23 protein-coding genes, 1 pseudogene and 1 other annotated feature are annotated in these 19,883 nt (G+C 41.4%); of the genes and pseudogenes, 21 read left to right on the top strand and 3 right to left on the bottom strand.

Going from position 1 to position 19,883, the window contains the following annotated elements:
• Positions 1–427: 427 nt before the first annotated feature.
• Positions 428–1,510, bottom strand: a complete 1,083-nt coding sequence (locus OCF95_RS02020) for a DEAD/DEAH box helicase (protein WP_261104800.1) — start codon at positions 1,508–1,510, stop codon at positions 428–430.
• On the bottom strand, positions 1,507–2,484 hold the full coding sequence (locus OCF95_RS02015) for a Gfo/Idh/MocA family protein (protein WP_261104799.1): 978 nt from the start codon (positions 2,482–2,484) through the stop codon (positions 1,507–1,509). The genes OCF95_RS02020 and OCF95_RS02015 overlap by 4 nt, the downstream gene beginning before the upstream one ends.
• A gap of 141 nt (positions 2,485–2,625) precedes the next feature.
• On the opposite strand from OCF95_RS02015, the gene OCF95_RS02010 reads away from it, so the two are divergent.
• The 5 genes from OCF95_RS02010 (at position 2,626) to OCF95_RS01990 (ending at position 5,225) form a co-directional block, all read left to right on the top strand.
• Positions 2,626–3,330, top strand: a complete 705-nt coding sequence (locus OCF95_RS02010) for a YoaK family protein (RefSeq protein ID WP_084863230.1) — start codon at positions 2,626–2,628, stop codon at positions 3,328–3,330.
• Between the two features lie 58 nt (positions 3,331–3,388).
• Positions 3,389–3,475, top strand: a sequence feature (ribosomal protein L21 leader region).
• A 36-nt stretch (positions 3,476–3,511) separates the two neighbouring features.
• Positions 3,512–3,826 carry a 50S ribosomal protein L21 gene (rplU, locus tag OCF95_RS02005; protein WP_000109141.1) on the top strand — a complete coding sequence of 105 codons (315 nt, stop codon included), beginning with the start codon at positions 3,512–3,514 and terminating at the stop codon, positions 3,824–3,826.
• Between the two features lie 15 nt (positions 3,827–3,841).
• Complete coding sequence (locus tag OCF95_RS02000) at positions 3,842–4,186, top strand: ribosomal-processing cysteine protease Prp (protein WP_000613699.1); 345 nt, start codon at positions 3,842–3,844, stop codon at positions 4,184–4,186.
• Between the two features lie 16 nt (positions 4,187–4,202).
• Positions 4,203–4,496 carry a 50S ribosomal protein L27 gene (gene rpmA, locus OCF95_RS01995; protein WP_000916509.1) on the top strand — a complete coding sequence of 98 codons (294 nt, stop codon included), beginning with the start codon at positions 4,203–4,205 and terminating at the stop codon, positions 4,494–4,496.
• A gap of 309 nt (positions 4,497–4,805) precedes the next feature.
• Positions 4,806–5,225 carry a DUF5301 domain-containing protein gene (locus OCF95_RS01990; protein ID WP_169829637.1) on the top strand — a complete coding sequence of 140 codons (420 nt, stop codon included), beginning with the start codon at positions 4,806–4,808 and terminating at the stop codon, positions 5,223–5,225.
• Between the two features lie 175 nt (positions 5,226–5,400).
• Here OCF95_RS01990 and OCF95_RS01985 read toward each other — a convergent pair.
• Positions 5,401–5,475 (bottom strand): annotated as a pseudogene (locus tag OCF95_RS01985) (AraC family transcriptional regulator); the annotation flags it as partial.
• Here OCF95_RS01985 and OCF95_RS01980 point away from each other — a divergent pair.
• From OCF95_RS01980 to OCF95_RS01905, 16 genes are all read left to right on the top strand, one after another.
• Entirely contained in the window at positions 5,468–6,376 is a 909-nt protein-coding gene (locus OCF95_RS01980; protein ID WP_001025697.1) for a LysR family transcriptional regulator, read from the top strand. The pseudogene OCF95_RS01985 and the gene OCF95_RS01980 overlap by 8 nt on opposite strands.
• Positions 6,373–6,834, top strand: a complete 462-nt coding sequence (lspA, locus tag OCF95_RS01975) for a signal peptidase II (protein ID WP_000745686.1) — start codon at positions 6,373–6,375, stop codon at positions 6,832–6,834. Before OCF95_RS01980 ends, lspA begins: the two co-directional genes overlap by 4 nt.
• Entirely contained in the window at positions 6,824–7,711 is an 888-nt protein-coding gene (locus OCF95_RS01970; protein ID WP_000403207.1) for an RluA family pseudouridine synthase, read from the top strand. The genes lspA and OCF95_RS01970 overlap by 11 nt, the downstream gene beginning before the upstream one ends.
• 2 nt (positions 7,712–7,713) lie before the next feature.
• Positions 7,714–9,600: a phosphorylcholine esterase CbpE gene (cbpE, locus tag OCF95_RS01965; protein ID WP_070527304.1), complete on the top strand. Its 1,887-nt coding sequence runs from the start codon at positions 7,714–7,716 to the stop codon at positions 9,598–9,600.
• A 97-nt stretch (positions 9,601–9,697) separates the two neighbouring features.
• Complete coding sequence (gene proB / locus OCF95_RS01960; protein WP_261104796.1) at positions 9,698–10,807, top strand: glutamate 5-kinase; 1,110 nt, start codon at positions 9,698–9,700, stop codon at positions 10,805–10,807.
• Positions 10,808–10,816: 9 nt separating this feature from the next.
• Positions 10,817–12,079, top strand: a complete 1,263-nt coding sequence (locus tag OCF95_RS01955; RefSeq protein WP_261104793.1) for a glutamate-5-semialdehyde dehydrogenase — start codon at positions 10,817–10,819, stop codon at positions 12,077–12,079.
• Positions 12,080–12,082: 3 nt separating this feature from the next.
• Entirely contained in the window at positions 12,083–12,880 is a 798-nt protein-coding gene (gene proC / locus OCF95_RS01950; RefSeq protein ID WP_000689679.1) for a pyrroline-5-carboxylate reductase, read from the top strand.
• Between the two features lie 228 nt (positions 12,881–13,108).
• The gene (gene tmk / locus OCF95_RS01945; protein WP_261104785.1) at positions 13,109–13,747 is read left to right on the top strand and encodes a dTMP kinase; all 639 of its coding nucleotides are present in this window, start codon (positions 13,109–13,111) and stop codon (positions 13,745–13,747) included.
• The gene (locus OCF95_RS01940) at positions 13,744–14,634 is read left to right on the top strand and encodes a DNA polymerase III subunit delta' (protein WP_153193256.1); all 891 of its coding nucleotides are present in this window, start codon (positions 13,744–13,746) and stop codon (positions 14,632–14,634) included. Before tmk ends, OCF95_RS01940 begins: the two co-directional genes overlap by 4 nt.
• Before the next feature lie 39 nt (positions 14,635–14,673).
• Positions 14,674–14,991: a DNA replication initiation control protein YabA gene (gene yabA, locus OCF95_RS01935; protein WP_000358227.1), complete on the top strand. Its 318-nt coding sequence runs from the start codon at positions 14,674–14,676 to the stop codon at positions 14,989–14,991.
• Between the two features lie 2 nt (positions 14,992–14,993).
• A complete protein-coding gene (gene rsmI, locus OCF95_RS01930) occupies positions 14,994–15,872 on the top strand; it encodes a 16S rRNA (cytidine(1402)-2'-O)-methyltransferase (RefSeq protein WP_153193259.1) in 879 nt (292 codons plus the stop codon).
• 134 nt (positions 15,873–16,006) lie between these two features.
• Positions 16,007–17,341, top strand: a complete 1,335-nt coding sequence (trmFO, locus tag OCF95_RS01925; RefSeq protein ID WP_261104907.1) for a methylenetetrahydrofolate--tRNA-(uracil(54)-C(5))-methyltransferase (FADH(2)-oxidizing) TrmFO — start codon at positions 16,007–16,009, stop codon at positions 17,339–17,341.
• Positions 17,342–17,424: 83 nt separating this feature from the next.
• Positions 17,425–18,162, top strand: a complete 738-nt coding sequence (pyrH, locus tag OCF95_RS01920) for a UMP kinase (protein WP_000002996.1) — start codon at positions 17,425–17,427, stop codon at positions 18,160–18,162.
• 8 nt (positions 18,163–18,170) lie between these two features.
• Entirely contained in the window at positions 18,171–18,728 is a 558-nt protein-coding gene (gene frr, locus OCF95_RS01915) for a ribosome recycling factor (protein ID WP_001262225.1), read from the top strand.
• Positions 18,729–18,787: 59 nt separating this feature from the next.
• Positions 18,788–19,642 carry an RNA-binding virulence regulatory protein CvfB gene (gene cvfB / locus OCF95_RS01910; protein ID WP_261071992.1) on the top strand — a complete coding sequence of 285 codons (855 nt, stop codon included), beginning with the start codon at positions 18,788–18,790 and terminating at the stop codon, positions 19,640–19,642.
• A gap of 8 nt (positions 19,643–19,650) precedes the next feature.
• Positions 19,651–19,866, top strand: a complete 216-nt coding sequence (locus tag OCF95_RS01905; protein ID WP_084851727.1) for a YozE family protein — start codon at positions 19,651–19,653, stop codon at positions 19,864–19,866.
• Positions 19,867–19,883: the final 17 nt, after the last annotated feature.

The raw sequence follows: 19,883 nt of genomic DNA, 5'->3' as shown, positions 1-19,883 counted from the left end.
AAAGAATAAATTTATTCTTCCTTTCAGTGTCTCATCGGGTCCAGCATAATAGGGGTTGATGTGAAATAATAAAAAACCAAAACATAAAACTATGATTCCGGTTAAGAATAAAATGTCCTTATTTACTTTCCTCATAAAATCTCCTTTTATTTAATTTTAAGCGTTTTCTATTATTAGTATACGTCAAAAAAATAAAAAAACAAGTCTATTTATTTATTTATTAATTTATATGGTATAATAAAATAGTTGGAGAGTTTTTTTACTACGAATCTTATGTAGTTTTACAAAAAAGAGGCTAGATAAAAACTCAATTTTAGGAGAAAATGAAGTAAAATTTCCCACAATAAAACGCATAATATCAAGGTTCAATACCTGATATTATGCGTTTTTGATTTTAAAGACTTTTTGCCCAGCCTCAATGAGGGCTTTATTTTACATAGAGTTCTTGATTTTTTAGGACAATTTCTCGTACACTTGCAAACTTCTTAAGTTTTTTGATTTCTTCTGGATGAGTGACGAGAGTGATAACGTAACCTTCCTTGCCCATACGACCAGTACGGCCAGCACGGTGAGTGTAGGTTTCGCTATCTCTAGGAACATCAAAGTTTACGACACATTCGAGGCTATCGATATCAATTCCACGAGCCAGAAGGTCTGTTGCGAGAAGTAGGGTTAGTTGCTTGTCTTTAAACTTTTCTAAGATGACTTTTCTGAACTTGACATTGACATCACTAGCGAGGGAAACAGCCAAGATATCCCGATACTGTAGTTTTTCTTCTGCACTTCCAAGGTCTGATAGGCTGTTAAAGAAGACAAGACCTCGGAAATCCTCTACATGAGCCAGTTTTCGTAGCATATCCACTCGGTGACGTTGATCTACCTGCATGTAGAAGTGCTGGATGTTGTCCAATTTTTGGTCAGAGAGATTAATGGTACGTGTGTTAGGCGCAATCTTCTTTTGGTCAAACTTGGTTGTCGCACTCATATAGACAAGTTGGTGGTCACGAGGTGCGTAGTGAGTAATTTTCTCGACAAAGTGTATCTGAGAATCATCTAGTAATTGGTCGAATTCATCCAGGATGATGGTTTCCACATTCATCATCTTGATTTTTTTCAATTTAATCAGTTCAAAGATACGGCCAGGGGTTCCAATCAGAATTTCTGGTCCTTTTTTGAGTCGTTCAATCTGGCGTTTCTGACTTGAACCTGATAGAAAGAGTTGGGCTGTCAAACCGATAGCTTCTGCCCACGTTTTACATACGTCAAAAATCTGTCCAGCAAGCTCCGTATTTGGTGCTAGAATCAATAGTTGCTGCACTTTTTTCTTTTGTAGTCTGAGAAGGCTTGGTAGGAGGTAAGCGAGGGTCTTGCCTGTTCCTGTTGGGCTAACTCCCAGTAGGTTTTCTCCTGCAAGGATAGGCTCAAATAGTTGAGTTTGAATGGGGGTAAATTCTTGGAAACCGAGTTGGTCGCTCAGTTCTTGCCATTCAGTCGGTAGTTTGGTTTTCATTTTTCTGCCTCAAATCTAATGCCAGCAGTCTGGCGCATGGTATATAGTAGGTCATGAACAGAGCTTGCATCGTCCAGCCAAGTCTGGTAGAGTGTCTGGTCTGGTTGCTGAATCATCTGTGCAAATGCAGCGACTTCCTCAGTCATCGTATGAGGAGCCTGTTGGATAGGAAGATGGACTTGATTTCCTTGGTGGTCGCTAAAAATAGCTGAGCAAATATGCTCAATCGTGTTTAGGGTCAAGGTTCCATCTGCTGTGTAAATCTCACAAGGAAGAATGGAAGTAATGTTTTTCCCAGCCTTGATGTGGACTTGAAAGTCAGGGTAGAAGAGGATACCGTCTCCATTTAAATCAATACTGTTTTCAAGCTGTTGAGCCTGGTAAGTCGCGTCATTAGCTTTTCCAAAAAGACGAACGGCAGCATAGAGGGGATAAATCCCCAAGTCCATAAGGGCTCCACCAGCAAAACTGTCTGAAAAGACATTAGGTGTCTTCCCAGCCAACAAATCTGGCATTTTGGAAGAATACTTGGCATAATTGAAATCAGCTCCTAAGATTTGCTTGTCTGCCAAAAAGTTTTTGATAGTAGTGAAAGCTTTCTCGTGATAATTACGAGCTGCTTCAAAGATAAAACAATTATTTTTCTCAGCTGTTTGAATCAAATTCAGCCATTCTTGTGGTTGAGTGACAGCTGGCTTTTCATGAATGACGTGTTTACCAGCAGTCAAGGCAGCTTTTGCCTGAGCAAAATGCAAGGAGTTTGGGCTAGCAATATAGACTACATCAAAGGAGCTCTTGAAGAAGTCCTCTAATTGATCAAAGAGTTGGATATTCTGATAGCGAGAAGCAAAGGTTGCCGCAGTTTCTAGTTTTCTAGAATAGACTGCGACCAGCTGGTATTCTCCACTGATATGGGCTGCTTCTATGAAGTGGTGACTGATAGCCCCTGTTCCGATGACACCTAATTTAAGCATAGTTACTCCTTTTCCAATTTCAAATCCTTCTTTCATTATAACATAGATAGACAGGACTATCCAACAGAGGGGAAAAAATTTCAAATAAGCTACTAGGTCTTTTCCAAAGAAAGTGGTACAATAATGAGATGAGTAAATGAAATGGGAGGGAAAATGAGGTTATTACCTATAAGAAAAATATCACGTCAGTCTAAGAGGCTAGCGCTTTTTTTGACGTTTTGTGCAGGATATGTAGATGCCTATACGTTTATTGTGCGAGGGAATACTCTTGTAGCTGGACAAACTGGGAATGTCGTATTTCTTTCAGTGGGACTTATTCAACATAATGTGTCAGATGCGAGTGCTAAAGTAATGACCTTGCTAGCTTTTATGATGGGGGTCTTTTTACTAACAGTTTATAAGGAAAAATTGCGAATTGTGAAAAAACCAATTTTGTCACTGATTCCTTTGGCAATCTTATCAATAGTTATCGGTTTTGTGCCGCAGACTGTAGATAATATCTATCTGGTGCCACCCTTGGCCTTCTGTATGGGGTTGGTGACAACCGCTTTTGGAGAAGTATCGGGTATTGCTTATAACAATGCATTTATGACAGGGAACATCAAACGGACCATGCTGGCTTTTGGAGATTATTTCCGAACTAAGCACACTCCTTTTTTGCGTGAAGGGATTATCTTTGTAAGCCTGCTTAGTAGTTTTGTCCTTGGTGTTGTCTTTTCAGCCTATTTGACGATTTTCTATCATGAAAAGACCATTCTTGGTGTTCCTATTATGATGAGTATTTTTTACCTCAGCATGCTTTTTGCATCTTGGCAGAAAAAAGTAAAAGAAAAAGCTTCATTTTAGGTGTTATTACTTGTAAGAAAATAGGAGATATGCTATACTTGAAGAGTTGACTATGCACGATCCTGTGCAACCGCACGAACATCGTTGCTGATTATTCAAGTTTAAGTGGTTCGTCCCACGATGCTAGGCGAGTCTTCACAAAAAATTAGGGGAAACCCATAAAAATCATAGGAGGTGCATAATGAGCACATACGCAATTATCAAAACTGGCGGAAAACAAGTTAAAGTTGAAGTTGGTCAAGCAGTTTACGTTGAAAAATTGAACGTTGAAGCTGGTCAAGAAGTTACTTTTAACGAAGTTGTTCTTGTTGGTGGTGAAAACACTGTTGTCGGAACTCCACTTGTTGCTGGAGCTACTGTAGTTGGAACTGTTGAAAAACAAGGAAAACAAAAGAAAGTTGTTACTTACAAGTACAAACCTAAAAAAGGTAGCCACCGTAAACAAGGTCACCGTCAACCATATACAAAAGTTGTCATCAACGCAATCAACGCTTAATTTTAAGGAGAACACATGATACAGGCAGTCTTTGAGAGAGCCGAAGATGGCGAGCTGAGGAGTGCGGAAATTACTGGACACGCCGAGAGTGGCGAATACGGCTTAGATGTCGTGTGTGCATCGGTTTCTACGCTTGCCATTAACTTTATCAATTCTATTGAGAAATTTGCAGGCTATGAACCAATCCTAGAATTAAACGAAGATGAAGGTGGCTATCTGATGGTTGAAATTCCAAAAGATCTCCCTTCACACCAGAGAGAAATGACCCAGTTATTCTTTGAATCATTTTTCTTAGGTATGGCAAACTTATCGGAGAACTCTTCTGAGTTCGTCCAAACCAGAGTTATCACAGAAAACTAACACGGAGGAAAACATTATGTTAAAAATGACTCTTAACAACTTGCAACTTTTCGCCCACAAAAAAGGTGGAGGTTCTACATCAAACGGACGTGATTCACAAGCAAAACGTCTTGGAGCTAAAGCAGCTGACGGACAAACTGTAACAGGTGGATCAATCCTTTACCGTCAACGTGGTACACACATCTACCCAGGTGTAAACGTTGGACGTGGTGGAGACGATACTTTGTTCGCTAAAGTTGAAGGCGTAGTACGCTTTGAACGTAAAGGACGCGATAAAAAACAAGTTTCTGTTTACCCAATCGCTAAATAAAAAGGTCCAGTGAACCTTTTTATCCCGAGCCTTGAAATCTAAAGGTGAGGAAGCTAGAAGTAGCATTAAATAAGGCTTTCCGAGTTTTCGGAGAGCCTCTTTTTTTGTTTTGATACCCACGATGATACCCATATTTTAAAAACCAATGTGCGAAGCGAACTTGTCGGTTACTCTATTTTATAATGAAAAAATAGTTGAATGTAGAGCTTTTAGAGTCATGAAATTTATAAGAGAATAAGATATTCTAAAAATTACTAAGGTTTGATATTATAACTGTATCTAAGTAGGAAAGCAGGAATATGGAAAGGAGTGAGCCTATATGAAAAAATTATCATAATGATAGTCTGTTCAATCTCTTTTCTTGTTTTATCTGCTTGCGTTAGTAACAAAAAACTTATTCTTCCTGAACCTGAAACGATCTCTGTAATTTCCCTGCAGAAAACAATCTCTGAAGATATTAAAACTATAACCAAGAGAGAAGAAATCTCAAAATTGATTGAGGAGATACAGAAACAGTCCAAATCTACAACTTTGGAGAGTTTCAATGATCAACCGACAAATGTTAAAGATTACATCATTATCAAATTCACTCATCAGAATGAAGAAAATGATAGTGTAGCCTATCTATATACTATGAAAGAAAAACAGTATATTGAGCAACCCTATGTTGGGATTTGGGAGGTAAGTCCAGATATAGCGAATAGGGTTGAAGAAGCTTATTCTAGTTGATTTATAGAATAAAAGAAATTTTTAGAGAGTTTTCTTGTATCATGTTTTAAACGGTAAATCAACAAGATTTGCTGTTTTTATTTGTTTGAAATAAAATGAGGACTGAAAAAAGATATCATTCTAATTCTTGTATTGGGGTATTAGAGTATTCGCTTAGACTTGAAAATTTCCAGACTTTTTTCCTTTTTGGAAAACTTCTAAAATATGGTATAATGAAAAGATAAAGAAGTTGGGGGTAGAAGATGAACATTCAACAATTACGCTATGTTGTGGCTATTGCGAATAGCGGTACTTTTCGTGAAGCTGCTGAAAAGATGTATGTTAGTCAGCCGAGTCTGTCTATTTCTGTTCGTGATTTGGAAAAAGAGTTGGGCTTTAAGATTTTCCGTCGGACCAGCTCAGGGACTTTCTTGACTCGTCGTGGTATGGAATTTTATGAAAAAGCGCAAGAATTGGTTAAAGGATTTGATATTTTTCAAAATCAGTATGCCAATCCTGAGGAAGAAAAGGATGAATTTTCCATTGCTAGTCAGCACTATGACTTCTTGCCACCAACCATTACGGCCTTTTCAGAGCGCTATCCTGATTATAAGAACTTTCGTATTTTTGAATCAACTACTGTTCAAATTTTAGATGAAGTAGCGCAAGGGCATAGTGAGATCGGGATTATCTACCTCAACAATCAAAATAAAAAAGGTATTATGCAACGGGTTGAAAAGCTAGGTCTGGAGGTCATTGAATTGATTTCCTTCCATACCCACATTTATCTCCGCGAGGGGCATCCTTTGGCTCAGAAAGAGGAATTGGTTATGGAGGATTTAGCTGATCTACCAACGGTTCGTTTCACTCAAGAAAAAGACGAGTACCTTTATTATTCAGAGAACTTTGTTGATACCAGTGCGAGCTCGCAGATGTTCAATGTGACAGACCGTGCTACTTTGAATGGTATTTTGGAGCGGACGGACGCTTATGCAACAGGTTCCGGATTTTTAGATAGTGACAGTGTCAATGGGATTACAGTCATTCGTCTCAAGGATAACCTAGATAATCGCATGGTCTATGTTAAACGTGAAGAAGTGGAGCTGAGTCAAGCTGGGACTCTCTTTGTAGAAGTCATGCAAGAATATTTTAATCAGAAGAGGAAATCATGAAAAAAAGAGGAATAGTGGCAGTCATTGTACTACTTTTGATTGGGCTTGATCAGTTGGTAAAATCCTATATCGTCCAGCAGATTCCACTGGGTGAAGTACGCTCTTGGATTCCCAATTTCGTTAGTTTGACCTACCTGCAAAATCGAGGTGCAGCCTTTTCTATCTTACAAGATCAGCAGTTGTTATTCGCTGTCATTACCCTGGTTGTCGTGGTAGGTGCCATTTGGTATCTACATAAACACATGGAGGACTCATTCTGGATGGTCTTGGGTTTGACCTTGATTATCGCAGGTGGTCTTGGAAACTTTATTGACAGGGTAAGTCAGGGCTTTGTTGTGGATATGTTTCACTTGGACTTTATCAATTTTGCAATTTTCAATGTGGCAGATAGCTATCTGACTGTTGGAGTGATTATTTTATTGATTGCAATGCTAAAAGAGGAAATAAATGGAAATTAAAATTGAAACTGGTGGCCTGCGTTTAGATAAGGCTTTGTCGGATTTGACAGAATTATCACGTAGTCTCGCGAATGAACAAATCAAATCAGGACAGGTCTTGGTTAATGGTCAAGTCAAGAAAGCTAAATACACAGTTCAAGAGGGTGATATCGTCACTTACCATGTACCAGAGCCGGAGGTCTTAGAGTATGTGGCTGAGAATCTTCCGCTAGATATCATCTACCAAGATGAGGATGTGGCCGTCGTTAACAAACCTCAGGGGATGGTGGTGCATCCGAGTGCTGGTCATACTAGTGGAACTCTAGTAAATGCCCTTATGTATCATATTAAGGACTTGTCGGGTATCAATGGGGTTCTACGCCCAGGAATTGTTCATCGTATTGATAAGGATACGTCTGGCCTTCTCATGATTGCTAAAAACGATGAGGCGCATCTAGCACTTGCCCAAGAACTCAAGGATAAAAAGTCTCTCCGAAAATATTGGGCTATTGTTCATGGAAATCTGCCTAATGATCGTGGTGTGATTGAAGCTCCGATTGGCCGTAGTGAAAAAGACCGTAAGAAACAGGCTGTGACTGCTAAAGGGAAGCCTGCAGTGACCCGTTTCCACGTCTTGGAACGTTTTGGTGATTACAGCTTGGTAGAGTTGCAGCTAGAGACAGGACGCACTCATCAAATCCGTGTTCACATGGCTTATATTGGCCATCCAGTCGCTGGTGATGAGGTCTATGGTCCTCGCAAGACTTTGAAAGGACATGGACAATTTCTCCATGCCAAGACTCTAGGCTTTACCCATCCGAGAACAGGTGAGACCATGGAATTTACAGCAGATATCCCAGAGATTTTTAAGGAAACATTGGAGAGATTGAGAAAGTAAGAATGAAAAAGAAATTAACTAGTTTAGCACTTGCAGGTGCTTTTTTATGCTTGTCATTTCATGGGAATGTTCAAGCTCAAGAAAGTTCAGGAAATAAAATCCACTTTATAAATGTTCAGGAAGGTGGCAGTGATGCGATCATTCTTGAAAGTAATGGACATTTTGCCATGGTGGATACAGGAGAAGATTATGATTTCCCAGATGGAAGTGATTCTCGTTACCCATGGAGAGAAGGAATTGAAACATCTTATAAGCATGTTCTGACAGATCGTGTTTCGCGACATTTAAAGGAATTGGGTGTCCAAAAACTTGATTTTATTTTGGTAACCCATACCCATAGTGACCATATTGGAAACGTTGATGAGTTACTGCAAACCTATCCAGTTGGTCGTATCTACATGAAAAAATACTCTGATAGTCGGATTACAACACCAACTCATCTATGGGATAATCTGTATGGCTATGATAAGGTTTTACAGACTTCTGCAGAAAAAGGTGTTTCAGTTATTCAAAACATTACACAAGGAGATGCTCATTTTCAGTTTGGGGACATGGATATTCAACTCTATAACTATGAAAATGAAACTGATTCATCAGGTGAATTAAAGAAAATTTGGGATGACAATTCTAATTCTTTGATTAGTGTAGTGAAAGTCAATGGTAAGAAAATTTACCTCGGAGGAGATTTGGATAATGCTCATGGAGCAGAAGACAAGTATGGTCCTCTCATTGGAAAAGTTGATTTGATGAAGTTTAATCATCACTATGATACCAATAAATCAAACACCAAGGATTTCATTAAAAATTTGAGTCCGAGTTTGATTGTTCAAACTTCGGATAGTTTACCTTGGAAAAATGGTGTTGATAGTGAGTATGTCAATTGGCTCAAAGAACGAGGAATTGAGAGAATTAACGCAGCCAGCAAAGACTATGATGCGACAGTTTTTGATATTCGACAAGATGGTTTTGTCAATATTTCAACTTCTTACAAGCAGATTCCAAGTTTTCAAGCTGGTTGGCATAAGAGTGCTTATGGAAACTGGTGGTATCAAGCGCCTGACTCTACAGGAGAATATGCAGTTGGTTGGAATGAAATCAAGGGTGAATGGTATTACTTCAACCAAACGGGTATCTTGTTACAGAATCAATGGAAAAAATGGAACAATCGTTGGTTCTATTTGACAGACTCTGGTGCATCTGCTAAAAATTGGAAGAAAATCAATGGAAGCTGGTATTATTTCAACAAAGAAAATCAGATGGAGACTGGTTGGCTTAATACTGGCGGTCAGACCTATTATCTATCAAATGATGGGGATATGATAACAGGATGGCGTAAGATTGATGGACAATGGTACTATTTTGCTCAATCAGGGGAAATGAAAACGGGCTGGGTAAAAGATAAAGAAACCTGGTACTATATGGATTCTACTGGTACCATGAAGACAGGCGAGATAGAAGTTTCTGGTCATCATTACTATCTAGAAGAATCAGGAGCTATGAAGCAAGGCTGGCTTAAAAAGGCAAATGATTGGTATTTCTATAAGGAAGACGGTTCACGAGCTGTTGGTTGGATTAAAGACAAGGATAAATGGTACTTCTTGAAAGAAAATGGTCAATTACTTGTGAACGGTAAGACACCAGAAGGCTATACTGTTGATTCAAGTGGTGCCTGGTTAGTGGATGTTCCGGTAGAGAAATCTGCTACAACTAGAGATACAAGTAACTCAGAAATAAAAGAATCCAATGAAGTAGTGAAAAAAGATCTTGAAAATAAAGAAACGAGTCAACACGAAAGTATTACAAGTTCTTCAACTAGTCAAGATTTGACTTCTTCAACTTCACAAAGCACTGAAACAAGTGCAAATAAATCGGAATCAGAACAGCAGTAAAAAAGAAGGTTTTAGGGCCTTCTTTTTCCTATCAACTCTTTTCTATTTCCTGCCATTCATGTTATAATGGATAAATATGAAGAATCGGAGTGAGACTATGAAATTCAAACGGATTGTCTTTAAGGTGGGGACTTCTTCTCTGACGAATGAGGATGGAAGTTTATCACGTAGTAAGGTAAAGGCTATTACCCAGCAATTGGCTATGTTGCACGAAGCTGGTCATGAGTTGATTTTGGTGTCGTCGGGTGCCATTGCTGCTGGTTTTGGAGCCTTAGGATTTAAAAAGCGTCCGACTAAGATTGCTGATAAACAGGCCTCAGCAGCGGTAGGACAAGGGCTTTTGTTGGAAGAATACACGACCAACCTTCTCTTGCGCCAAATCGTTTCTGCACAAATCTTGCTGACCCAGGATGACTTTGTGGATAAGCGCCGTTATAAAAATGCCCATCAGGCTTTGTCAGTTCTACTTAGTCGTGGGGCAATTCCTATCATCAACGAGAATGACAGTGTCGTTATTGATGAGCTCAAGGTTGGGGACAATGACACTCTTAGTGCCCAGGTAGCGGCCATGGTCCAAGCAGACCTTTTAGTCCTCTTGACAGATGTGGACGGTCTCTATACTGGAAATCCTAATTCAGATCCAAAAGCCAAACACTTGGAGAAAATCGAGACCATCAATCGTGAGATTATTGATATGGCTGGTGGAGCTGGCTCGTCAAATGGAACTGGGGGCATGCTAACCAAAATCAAGGCTGCAACTATTGCGACAGAATCAGGAGTTCCTGTTTATATCTGCTCATCCTTGAAGGCAGATGCTATGATTGAGGCGGCTGAGGAGACCAAGGATGGTTCTTACTTTGTTGCGCAAGAGAAGGGACTTCGTACCCAGAAACAATGGCTTGCATTCTATGCTCAGAGTCAGGGTTCTATTTGGGTTGATAAAGGGGCTGCAGAAGCTCTCTCCCAACATGGAAAGAGTCTTCTCTTATCTGGTGTAGTTGACGCAGAAGGGGCCTTTTCTTACGGTGATATTGTGACAGTATTTGACAAGGAAAGTGGAAAATCACTTGGAAAAGGACGCGTGCAATTTGGAGCATCTGCTTTGGAGGATATGTTGCGTTCTCAAAAAGCCAAAGGTGTCTTGATTCACCGTGACGATTGGATTTCCATTACTCCTGAAATCCAACTACTCTTTACAGAATTTTAGAGGTAAATTATGGTAAGTACACAAGAACAATTTGAACAGGTACAGGCTGTTAAAAAATCGATTAACACAGCTAGTGAAGAGGTGAAAAACCAAGCCTTGCTAGCCATGGCTGATCACTTATTAGCAGCTACTGAGGAAATTTTAGCAGCCAATGCCCTTGATATGGAAGCTGCTAAGGGTAAAATCTCAGATGTAATGCTGGATCGTCTTTATTTGGATGCAAGTCGTATAGAAGCAATGGCAACCGGGATTCGTGAAGTGGTTGCTTTACCAGATCCAATCGGTGAAGTTTTGGAAACAAGTCAGCTTGAAAATGGCTTGGTTATCACCAAGAAACGTGTAGCTATGGGAGTTATTGGTATAATCTATGAAAGCCGTCCAAATGTGACGTCTGATGCGGCTGCTTTGGCTCTTAAAAGTGGAAATGCAGTTGTTCTTCGTAGTGGTAAGGATGCCTATCAAACGGCCCATGCCATTGTCACAGCCTTGAAGAAGGGTTTGGAGACAACGACCATTCATCCAGATGTGATTCAACTAGTGGAAGATACCAGCCGTGAAAGTAGCTATGCTATGATGAAGGCCAAGGGCTATCTAGACCTGCTCATTCCTCGTGGAGGGGCTGGTTTGATCAATGCAGTGGTTGAAAATGCTATTGTACCAGTTATCGAGACAGGAACTGGGATTGTCCATGTTTATGTCAATAAGGACGCAGATGAGGACAAGGCACTGTCTATCATCAACAATGCCAAAACTAGTCGTCCTTCTGTCTGCAATGCCATGGAGGTTCTACTTGTTCATGAAGACAAAGCAGCAAGCTTCCTTCCTCGCTTGGAGCAAGTTCTAGTTGCAGAGCGCAAGGAAGCTGGACTGGAGCCAATTCAATTCCGTGTAGATAGCACAGCAAGTCAGTTTGTTTCAGGTCGAGTAGCTGAGGCCCAAGACTTTGACACCGAGTTTTTAGACTATGTACTAGCTGTTAAGGTTGTGAGCAGTTTAGAAGAAGCAGTTGCTCATATTGAAACCCACAGTACCCATCATTCGGATGCCATTGTGACGGAGAATGCTGAAGTTGCAGCTTACTTTACAGATCAAGTAGACTCTGCAGCAGTCTATGTCAATGCCTCAACGCGTTTCACCGATGGTGGCCAATTTGGTCTGGGTTGTGAAATGGGAATTTCTACTCAAAAACTGCACGCGCGTGGTCCAATGGGCTTGAAAGAATTGACCAGCTACAAGTATGTGGTTACTGGTGACGGACAGATAAGGGAGTAAAAAATGAAGATTGGATTTATTGGTTTGGGAAATATGGGAGCTAGCTTGGCCAAGGCTGTTTTGCAGGCCAAGACGGGTGATGACCTTCTCCTTGCCAATCGCAGTCAAGCCAAGGTGGATGCTTTCATTGCCGACTTTGGCGGTCAAGCTTCTAGCAATGAAGAAATCTTTGCAGAAGCAGATGTGATTTTTCTAGGTGTTAAGCCAGCTCAGTTCTCAGACTTGCTTTCTCAATATCAGACCATTCTTGAAAAACGAGGGAGTCTTCTTTTGATTTCGATGGCAGCTGGATTGACTTTGGAAAAACTCGCTAATCTTCTGCCAAGTCAACACCGAATTATTCGTATGATGCCGAATACCCCTGCTTCTATCGGGCAAGGAGTGATTAGTTATGCCTTGTCTCCTAATTGCAGGGCTGAGGACAGTGAGCTATTTTGTCAGCTTTTAAGCAAGGCTGGCCTCTTGGTTGAACTTGGGGAAGGCTTAATCGACGCGGCGACAGGTCTTGCAGGTTGTGGGCCGGCCTTTGTCTATCTCTTTATTGAGGCCTTGGCAGATGCAGGTGTTCAGACTGGATTGCCACGAGAGACAGCATTGAAAATGGCGGCTCAAACAGTGGTAGGAGCTGGTCAATTGGTCCTAGAAAGCCAAGAGCATCCTGGAGTATTGAAAGACCAAGTCTGCAGCCCAGGAGGTTCGACTATTGCTGGTGTAGCGAGCTTAGAAGCGCATGCTTTTAGAGGAACGGTCATGGAGGCAGTTGGTCAAGCCTACAAACGAACACAAGAATTAGGTAAATAAGAGGTAGTTTTGTCTGCCTCTTTTATGGTGGCTGATACTCTTCGAAAATCTCTTCAAACTGCGTCAGATTCCATCTGCAACCTCAAAACAGTGTTTTGAGCAACCTGCGGCTAGCTTCCTAGTTTGCTCTTTGATTTTCATTGAGTATTAAATGAGAAGACAAAAAAGATTGTCACAAACCCCTATTTTTTGATAGAATAGAAGTAGTAAAAAAGAAATGAGTTAGACATGTCAAAAGGATTTTTAGTCTCTCTTGAGGGACCAGAGGGAGCAGGAAAGACCAGTGTTTTAGAGACTCTGCTACCAATTTTAGAGGAAAAAGGAGTAGAGGTGCTGACGACCCGTGAACCTGGCGGAGTCTTGATTGGGGAGAAGATTCGGGAAGTGATTTTGGACCCAAGTCATACTCAGATGGATGCGAAGACAGAGTTACTTCTTTATATTGCCAGTCGCAGACAGCATTTGGTGGAAAAAGTTCTTCCAGCCCTTGAAGCTGGTAAGTTGGTCATTATGGACCGTTTCATCGATAGTTCTGTTGCCTATCAGGGATTTGGTCGTGGCTTGAATATTGACGCCATTGACTGGCTCAATCAGTTTGCGACAGATGGCCTCAAACCCGATTTGACACTCTATTTTGACATCGAGGTGGAAGAGGGACTGGCTCGCATTGCTGCTAATAGCAATCGTGAGGTCAATCGTTTGGACTTGGAAGGATTGGACTTGCATAAAAAAGTCCGTAAAGGCTATCTTTCTCTTCTGGATAAAGAAGGAAATCGCATTGTCAAGATTGATGCTAGTCTCCCTTTAGAGCAAGTTGTGGAAACTACCAAGGATATCTTGTTTGAGAGAATGGGCTTGATTAAATGAAACAAGATCAACTAAAGGCTTGGCAACCAGATCAGTTTGACCGCTTTGTCCGTGTCCTAGAACAAGACCAGCTCAATCATGCCTACCTCTTTTCAGGTTTCTTTGGAAGCTTGGAAATGGCTCAATTTTTAGCTAAGAGCCTCTTTTGTACAGATAAAGTAGGTGTTTTACCATGTGAGAAATGTCGAAATTGCAAGCTGATTGAACAGGGAGAGTTTCCCGATGTCACCTTGATTAAGCCAGTCAATCAGGTCATTAAGACAGAACGGATTCGGGAATTGGTGGGGCAGTTTTCTCAAGCAGGGATTGAAAGCCAACAACAGGTCTTTATTATCGAGCAAGCTGAGAAAATGCATCCTAATGCAGCCAATTCTCTGCTCAAGGTCATCGAAGAACCGCAGAGTGAGGTTTATATTTTCTTCTTGACAAGCGATGAAGAAAAGATTTTACCGACCATCCGAAGTCGGACCCAGATTTTCCACTTTAAAAAGCAAGAAGAAAAGCTCATCTTGCTCTTAGAACAAATGGGGTTGGTTAAGAAAAAAGCGACTTTTTTAGCTCAGTTTAGTCAATCGCAAGCAGAAGCAGAAAAGTTGGTTAATCAGGCAAGTTTTTGGACATTGGTCGATGAAAGTGAACGCCTGCTGACTTGGTTAGTAGCTAAGAAAAAAGAAAGTTATTTGCAAGTTGCCAAACTAGCTAGCTTGGCAGATGATAAGGAAAAACAAGATCAGGTTTTACGGATTCTTGAAGTTCTCTGTGGACAAGATATACTACAAGCAAGAGTTCGGGTAATTCTACAAGATTTGCTAGAAGCTAGAAAAATGTGGCAGGCTAATGTCAGCTTTCAAAATGCCATGGAATATCTGGCTTTGAAAGAAATATAAACTCAAAAATGAATGATAAAGAAAGGAAAGGGCTGTTTTATGGACAAAAAAGAATTATTTGACGCGCTGGACGATTTTTCCCAACAGTTACTAGTAACCTTGGCCGATGTGGAAGCCATCAAGAAAAATCTCAAGAGCCTGGTAGAGGAAAATACAGCTCTTCGTTTGGAAAATAGTAAGTTGCGCGAACGCTTGGGTGAGGTGGAAGCAGACGCTCCTGTCAAGGCCAAGCATGTTCGTGAAAGTGTCCGTCGAATTTATAAAGATGGTTTTCACGTATGTAATGATTTTTATGGACAACGTCGAGAGCAGGACGAGGAATGTATGTTCTGTGACGAGTTGTTGTACAGGGAGTAGGCATGCAGATTCAAAAAAGTTTTAAGGGGCAGTCTCCCTATGGCAAGCTGTATCTAGTGGCAACGCCGATTGGCAATCTAGATGATATGACATTTCGAGCTATTCAGACCTTGAAAGAAGTGGACTGGATTGCTGCTGAGGACACGCGCAATACAGGTCTATTGCTCAAGTATTTTGACATTTCTACCAAGCAAATCAGTTTTCATGAGCACAATGCCAAGGAAAAAATTCCTGATTTGATTGGTTTCCTGAAAGCAGGACAAAGCATTGCTCAGGTATCCGACGCGGGTTTGCCTAGCATCTCAGACCCTGGTCATGATTTGGTCAAGGTAGCTATTGAGGAAGAGATTGCAGTTGTCACAGTTCCGGGTGCCTCTGCAGGAATTTCTGCTTTAATTGCCAGTGGTTTAGCGCCACAGCCACATATCTTTTACGGCTTTTTACCGAGAAAATCAGGCCAGCAAAAGCAATTTTTCGACTCGAAAAAAGATTATCCTGAAACTCAGATTTTCTATGAATCTCCCCATCGTGTTGCAGATACGTTAGAAAATATGCTAGAAGTCTATGGTGACCGCTCGGTCGTTTTGGTTAGGGAATTGACCAAAATCTATGAAGAATACCAAAGAGGTACCATTTCTGAATTGCTGGAAAGCATAGCTGAAACGCCACTCAAGGGCGAATGCCTTCTCATCGTTGAAGGTGCCAGTCAGGATGTGGAGGAAAAAGACGAGGAGGACTTGTTCTTAGAAATCCAAGCCCGCATCCAGCAAGGTATGAAGAAAAATCAAGCCATTAAGGAAGTTGCGAAATACTACCAGTGGAATAAAAGTCAACTCTACGCAGCCTACCACGACTGGGAAGAAAATCAAGAAAATGACTAAACAGGGAAGTTTGCCTTCTTCCCTTTTTTTGTTATACTAGTAGAAGAAAAAATTAGAAAGATTTGTGGGTGTCAAACAGTCCAGTGGGGTGTTTTGATATGGACTTACGTCCCACCCAAAGAGGTATTAGTGTCGTGTCTCAATCTTATATCAATGTTATCGGTGCTGGTTTGGCAGGTTCTGAAGCAGCCTACCAAATTGCAGAACGTGGTATTCCAGTTAAACTTTATGAAATGCGTGGTGTCAAGTCAACACCCCAGCACAAAACAGACAATTTTGCTGAGTTGGTTTGTTCCAATTCTCTTCGTGGGGATGCTTTGACAAATGCTGTCGGGCTTCTCAAAGAAGAAATGCGTCGCTTGGGTTCAGTTATCTTGGAATCTGCTGAAGCAACCCGTGTTCCTGCAGGAGGAGCTCTTGCGGTGGACCGTGATGGTTTCTCCCAAATGGTAACCGAAAAAGTGGCCAACCACCCCTGGATTGAAGTGGTGCGTGATGAAATTACAGAATTGCCGACGGATGTTATTACGGTTGTCGCTACTGGTCCTTTGACAAGCGATGCCCTAGCTGAGAAGATTCATGCCCTTAATGATGGTGATGGGTTCTATTTCTACGATGCGGCAGCGCCTATTATCGACGTCAACACCATCGATATGAGCAAGGTCTATCTCAAGTCTCGTTATGATAAGGGAGAAGCTGCCTACCTCAACGCTCCCATGACCAAGCAAGAATTTATGGATTTCCATGAAGCCTTGGTTAATGCGGAAGAAGCACCGCTCAATTCCTTTGAAAAAGAAAAGTATTTTGAAGGATGCATGCCAATCGAAGTCATGGCCAAACGTGGCATTAAAACTATGCTTTATGGCCCTATGAAACCAGTCGGCCTTGAGTATCCAGACGATTATACAGGCCCTCGTGATGGAGAATTCAAAACACCTTATGCAGTGGTTCAGCTTCGTCAGGACAATGCAGCTGGTAGTCTCTATAATATCGTCGGTTTCCAGACCCACCTTAAATGGGGAGAACAAAAGCGTGTCTTCCAAATGATTCCAGGTCTTGAAAATGCTGAGTTTGTTCGTTATGGTGTTATGCACCGCAATTCTTACATGGATTCACCAAATCTTCTTGAGCAAACCTATCGCTCCAAGAAACAGCCAAACCTCTTCTTTGCTGGTCAAATGACGGGTGTGGAAGGCTATGTTGAGTCAGCTGCTTCAGGCTTAGTTGCGGGAATTAACGCGGCTCGTCTTTTCAAGGGAGAAAGCGAGACTATTTTCCCAGAGACGACAGCGATTGGAAGCTTAGCTCATTACATCACCCATGCCGACAGCAAACATTTCCAACCAATGAATGTCAATTTCGGAATCATCAAGGAGTTGGAAGGCGAACGTATCCGTGATAAGAAGGCTCGTTATGAAAAAATTGCAGAGCGTGCTCTTGCCGACTTAGAGGAATTTTTAACTGTCTAATTTTTTTGAAAGAATTGCTCATGATACTATAAAAATCTTAGAAATTGTGATAAAATAGGTAGGATAAAAGAAGGAGAGTGAAAATGGCGAATCCCAAGTATAAACGTATTTTAATCAAGTTATCAGGTGAAGCCCTTGCCGGTGAACGTGGCGTAGGGATTGATATCCAAACAGTTCAAACAATCGCAAAAGAGATTCAAGAAGTTCATAGCTTAGGTATCGAAATTGCCCTTGTTATCGGTGGAGGAAATCTCTGGCGTGGAGAACCTGCTGCAGAAGCAGGAATGGACCGCGTTCAGGCAGATTACACAGGAATGCTTGGGACTGTTATGAATGCTCTTGTGATGGCAGATTCATTGCAACAAGTTGGGGTTGATACACGTGTGCAAACAGCTATTGCCATGCAACAAGTGGCAGAGCCTTATGTCCGTGGACGTGCCCTTCGTCACCTTGAAAAAGGCCGTATCGTTATCTTTGGTGCTGGAATTGGTTCACCTTACTTCTCAACAGATACAACAGCGGCCCTTCGTGCAGCTGAAATCGAAGCGGATGCCATCCTTATGGCTAAAAATGGCGTAGATGGTGTTTACAATGCCGATCCTAAGAAGGACAAGACAGCTGTTAAGTTTGAAGAATTGACCCACCGTGACGTTATCAATAAAGGTCTCCGTATCATGGACTCAACAGCTTCAACCCTCTCAATGGATAACGACATTGACTTGGTTGTCTTCAACATGAACCAACCAGGCAACATCAAACGTGTCGTATTTGGTGAAAATATCGGAACAACAGTTTCAAATAATATCGAAGAAAAGGAATAAGAAAGATTATGGCTAATGCAATTATTGAAAAAGCTAAAGAGAGAATGACCCAGTCTCACCAATCACTTGCTCGTGAATTTGGTGGTATCCGTGCTGGTCGTGCCAATGCAAGCTTGCTTGACCGTGTACATGTAGAATACTATGGAGTAGAAACTCCTCTTAACCAAATCGCTTCAATTACGATTCCAGAAGCGCGTGTTTTGTTGGTAACACCATTTGACAAGTCTTCATTGAAAGACATCGAACGTGCCTTGAACGCTTCTGATCTTGGTATCACACCAGCTAACGATGGTTCTGTTATTCGTTTGGTTATCCCTGCTCTCACAGAAGAAACTCGTCGTGACCTTGCTAAAGAAGTGAAGAAGGTCGGCGAAAATGCTAAAGTGGCTGTCCGCAATATCCGTCGCGATGCTATGGACGAAGCCAAGAAACAAGAAAAAGCAAAAGAAATCACTGAAGACGAATTGAAGACTCTTGAAAAAGATATTCAAAAAGTAACAGACGATGCTGTTAAACACATCGACGACATGACTGCCAACAAAGAGAAAGAACTTTTGGAAGTCTAAAAATAAACAGAAAAACTCAGTTGGCATTGCTGGCTGAGTTTTATTCGAAAGAAGGAAATATGAATACAAATCTTGCAAGTTTTATCGTTGGACTCATCATCGATGAAAATGACCGTTTTTACTTTGTGCAAAAGGATGGTCAAACCTATGCTCTTGCTAAGGAAGAAGGTCAGCATACAGTAGGGGATACGGTCAAAGGTTTTGCCTACACGGATATGAAGCAAAAACTCCGCTTGACCACTCTAGAAGTGACTGCCACTCAGGACCAATTTGGTTGGGGAACTGTAACGGAAGTCCGTAAAGACTTGGGTGTCTTTGTGGATACAGGCCTTCCTGACAAGGAAATCGTTGTGTCACTCGATATTCTCCCTGAGCTCAAGGAACTTTGGCCTAAGAAGGGTGATCAACTCTACATCCGTCTTGAAGTGGACAAGAAAGACCGTATCTGGGGACTCTTGGCTTATCAAGAAGACTTCCAACATCTGGCTCGTCCTGCCTACAACAACATGCAGAACCAAAACTGGCCAGCCATTGTATACCGCCTCAAGCTGTCAGGGACCTTTGTCTATCTGCCAGAAAATAACATGCTTGGCTTTATCCATCCTAGCGAGCGCTATGCAGAGCCACGTTTGGGTCAAGTATTAGATGCGCGTGTCATTGGTTTCCGTGAAGTGGACCGTACCTTGAACCTCTCCCTCAAACCACGTTCTTTTGAGATGTTGGAAAATGATGCTCAGATGATTTTGACTTATTTGGAAAGCAATGGCGGTTTTATGACCTTAAATGATAAGTCATCTCCAGACGACATCAAGGCAACCTTTGGTATTTCTAAAGGTCAGTTCAAGAAAGCACTCGGTGGCTTGATGAAGGCTGGCAAAATCAAGCAAGACCAGTTTGGTACAGAGTTGATCTAGGGAGACTTATGAGAAAATCATTTTACACTTGGCTCATGACCGAGCGCAATCCTAAAAGTAACAGTCCCAAAGCTATCTTGGCAGACCTAGCTTTTGAAGAGTCAACCTTTCCAAAACACACAGATGATTTTGATGAGGTGAGTCGCTTTTTGGAAGAACATGCCAGTTTCTCTTTTAACCTAGGAGACTTTGACGCCATCTGGCAAGAATACTTAGAACACTAGCATGATTCATTGGGTTT

This window comes from Streptococcus mitis (assembly GCF_946188615.1).
Taxonomy (GTDB): domain Bacteria; phylum Bacillota; class Bacilli; order Lactobacillales; family Streptococcaceae; genus Streptococcus; species Streptococcus mitis_BZ.
The sequence above is the reverse complement of the archived record's forward strand: the minus strand, read 5'-3'. Positions and strand labels throughout refer to the sequence as shown.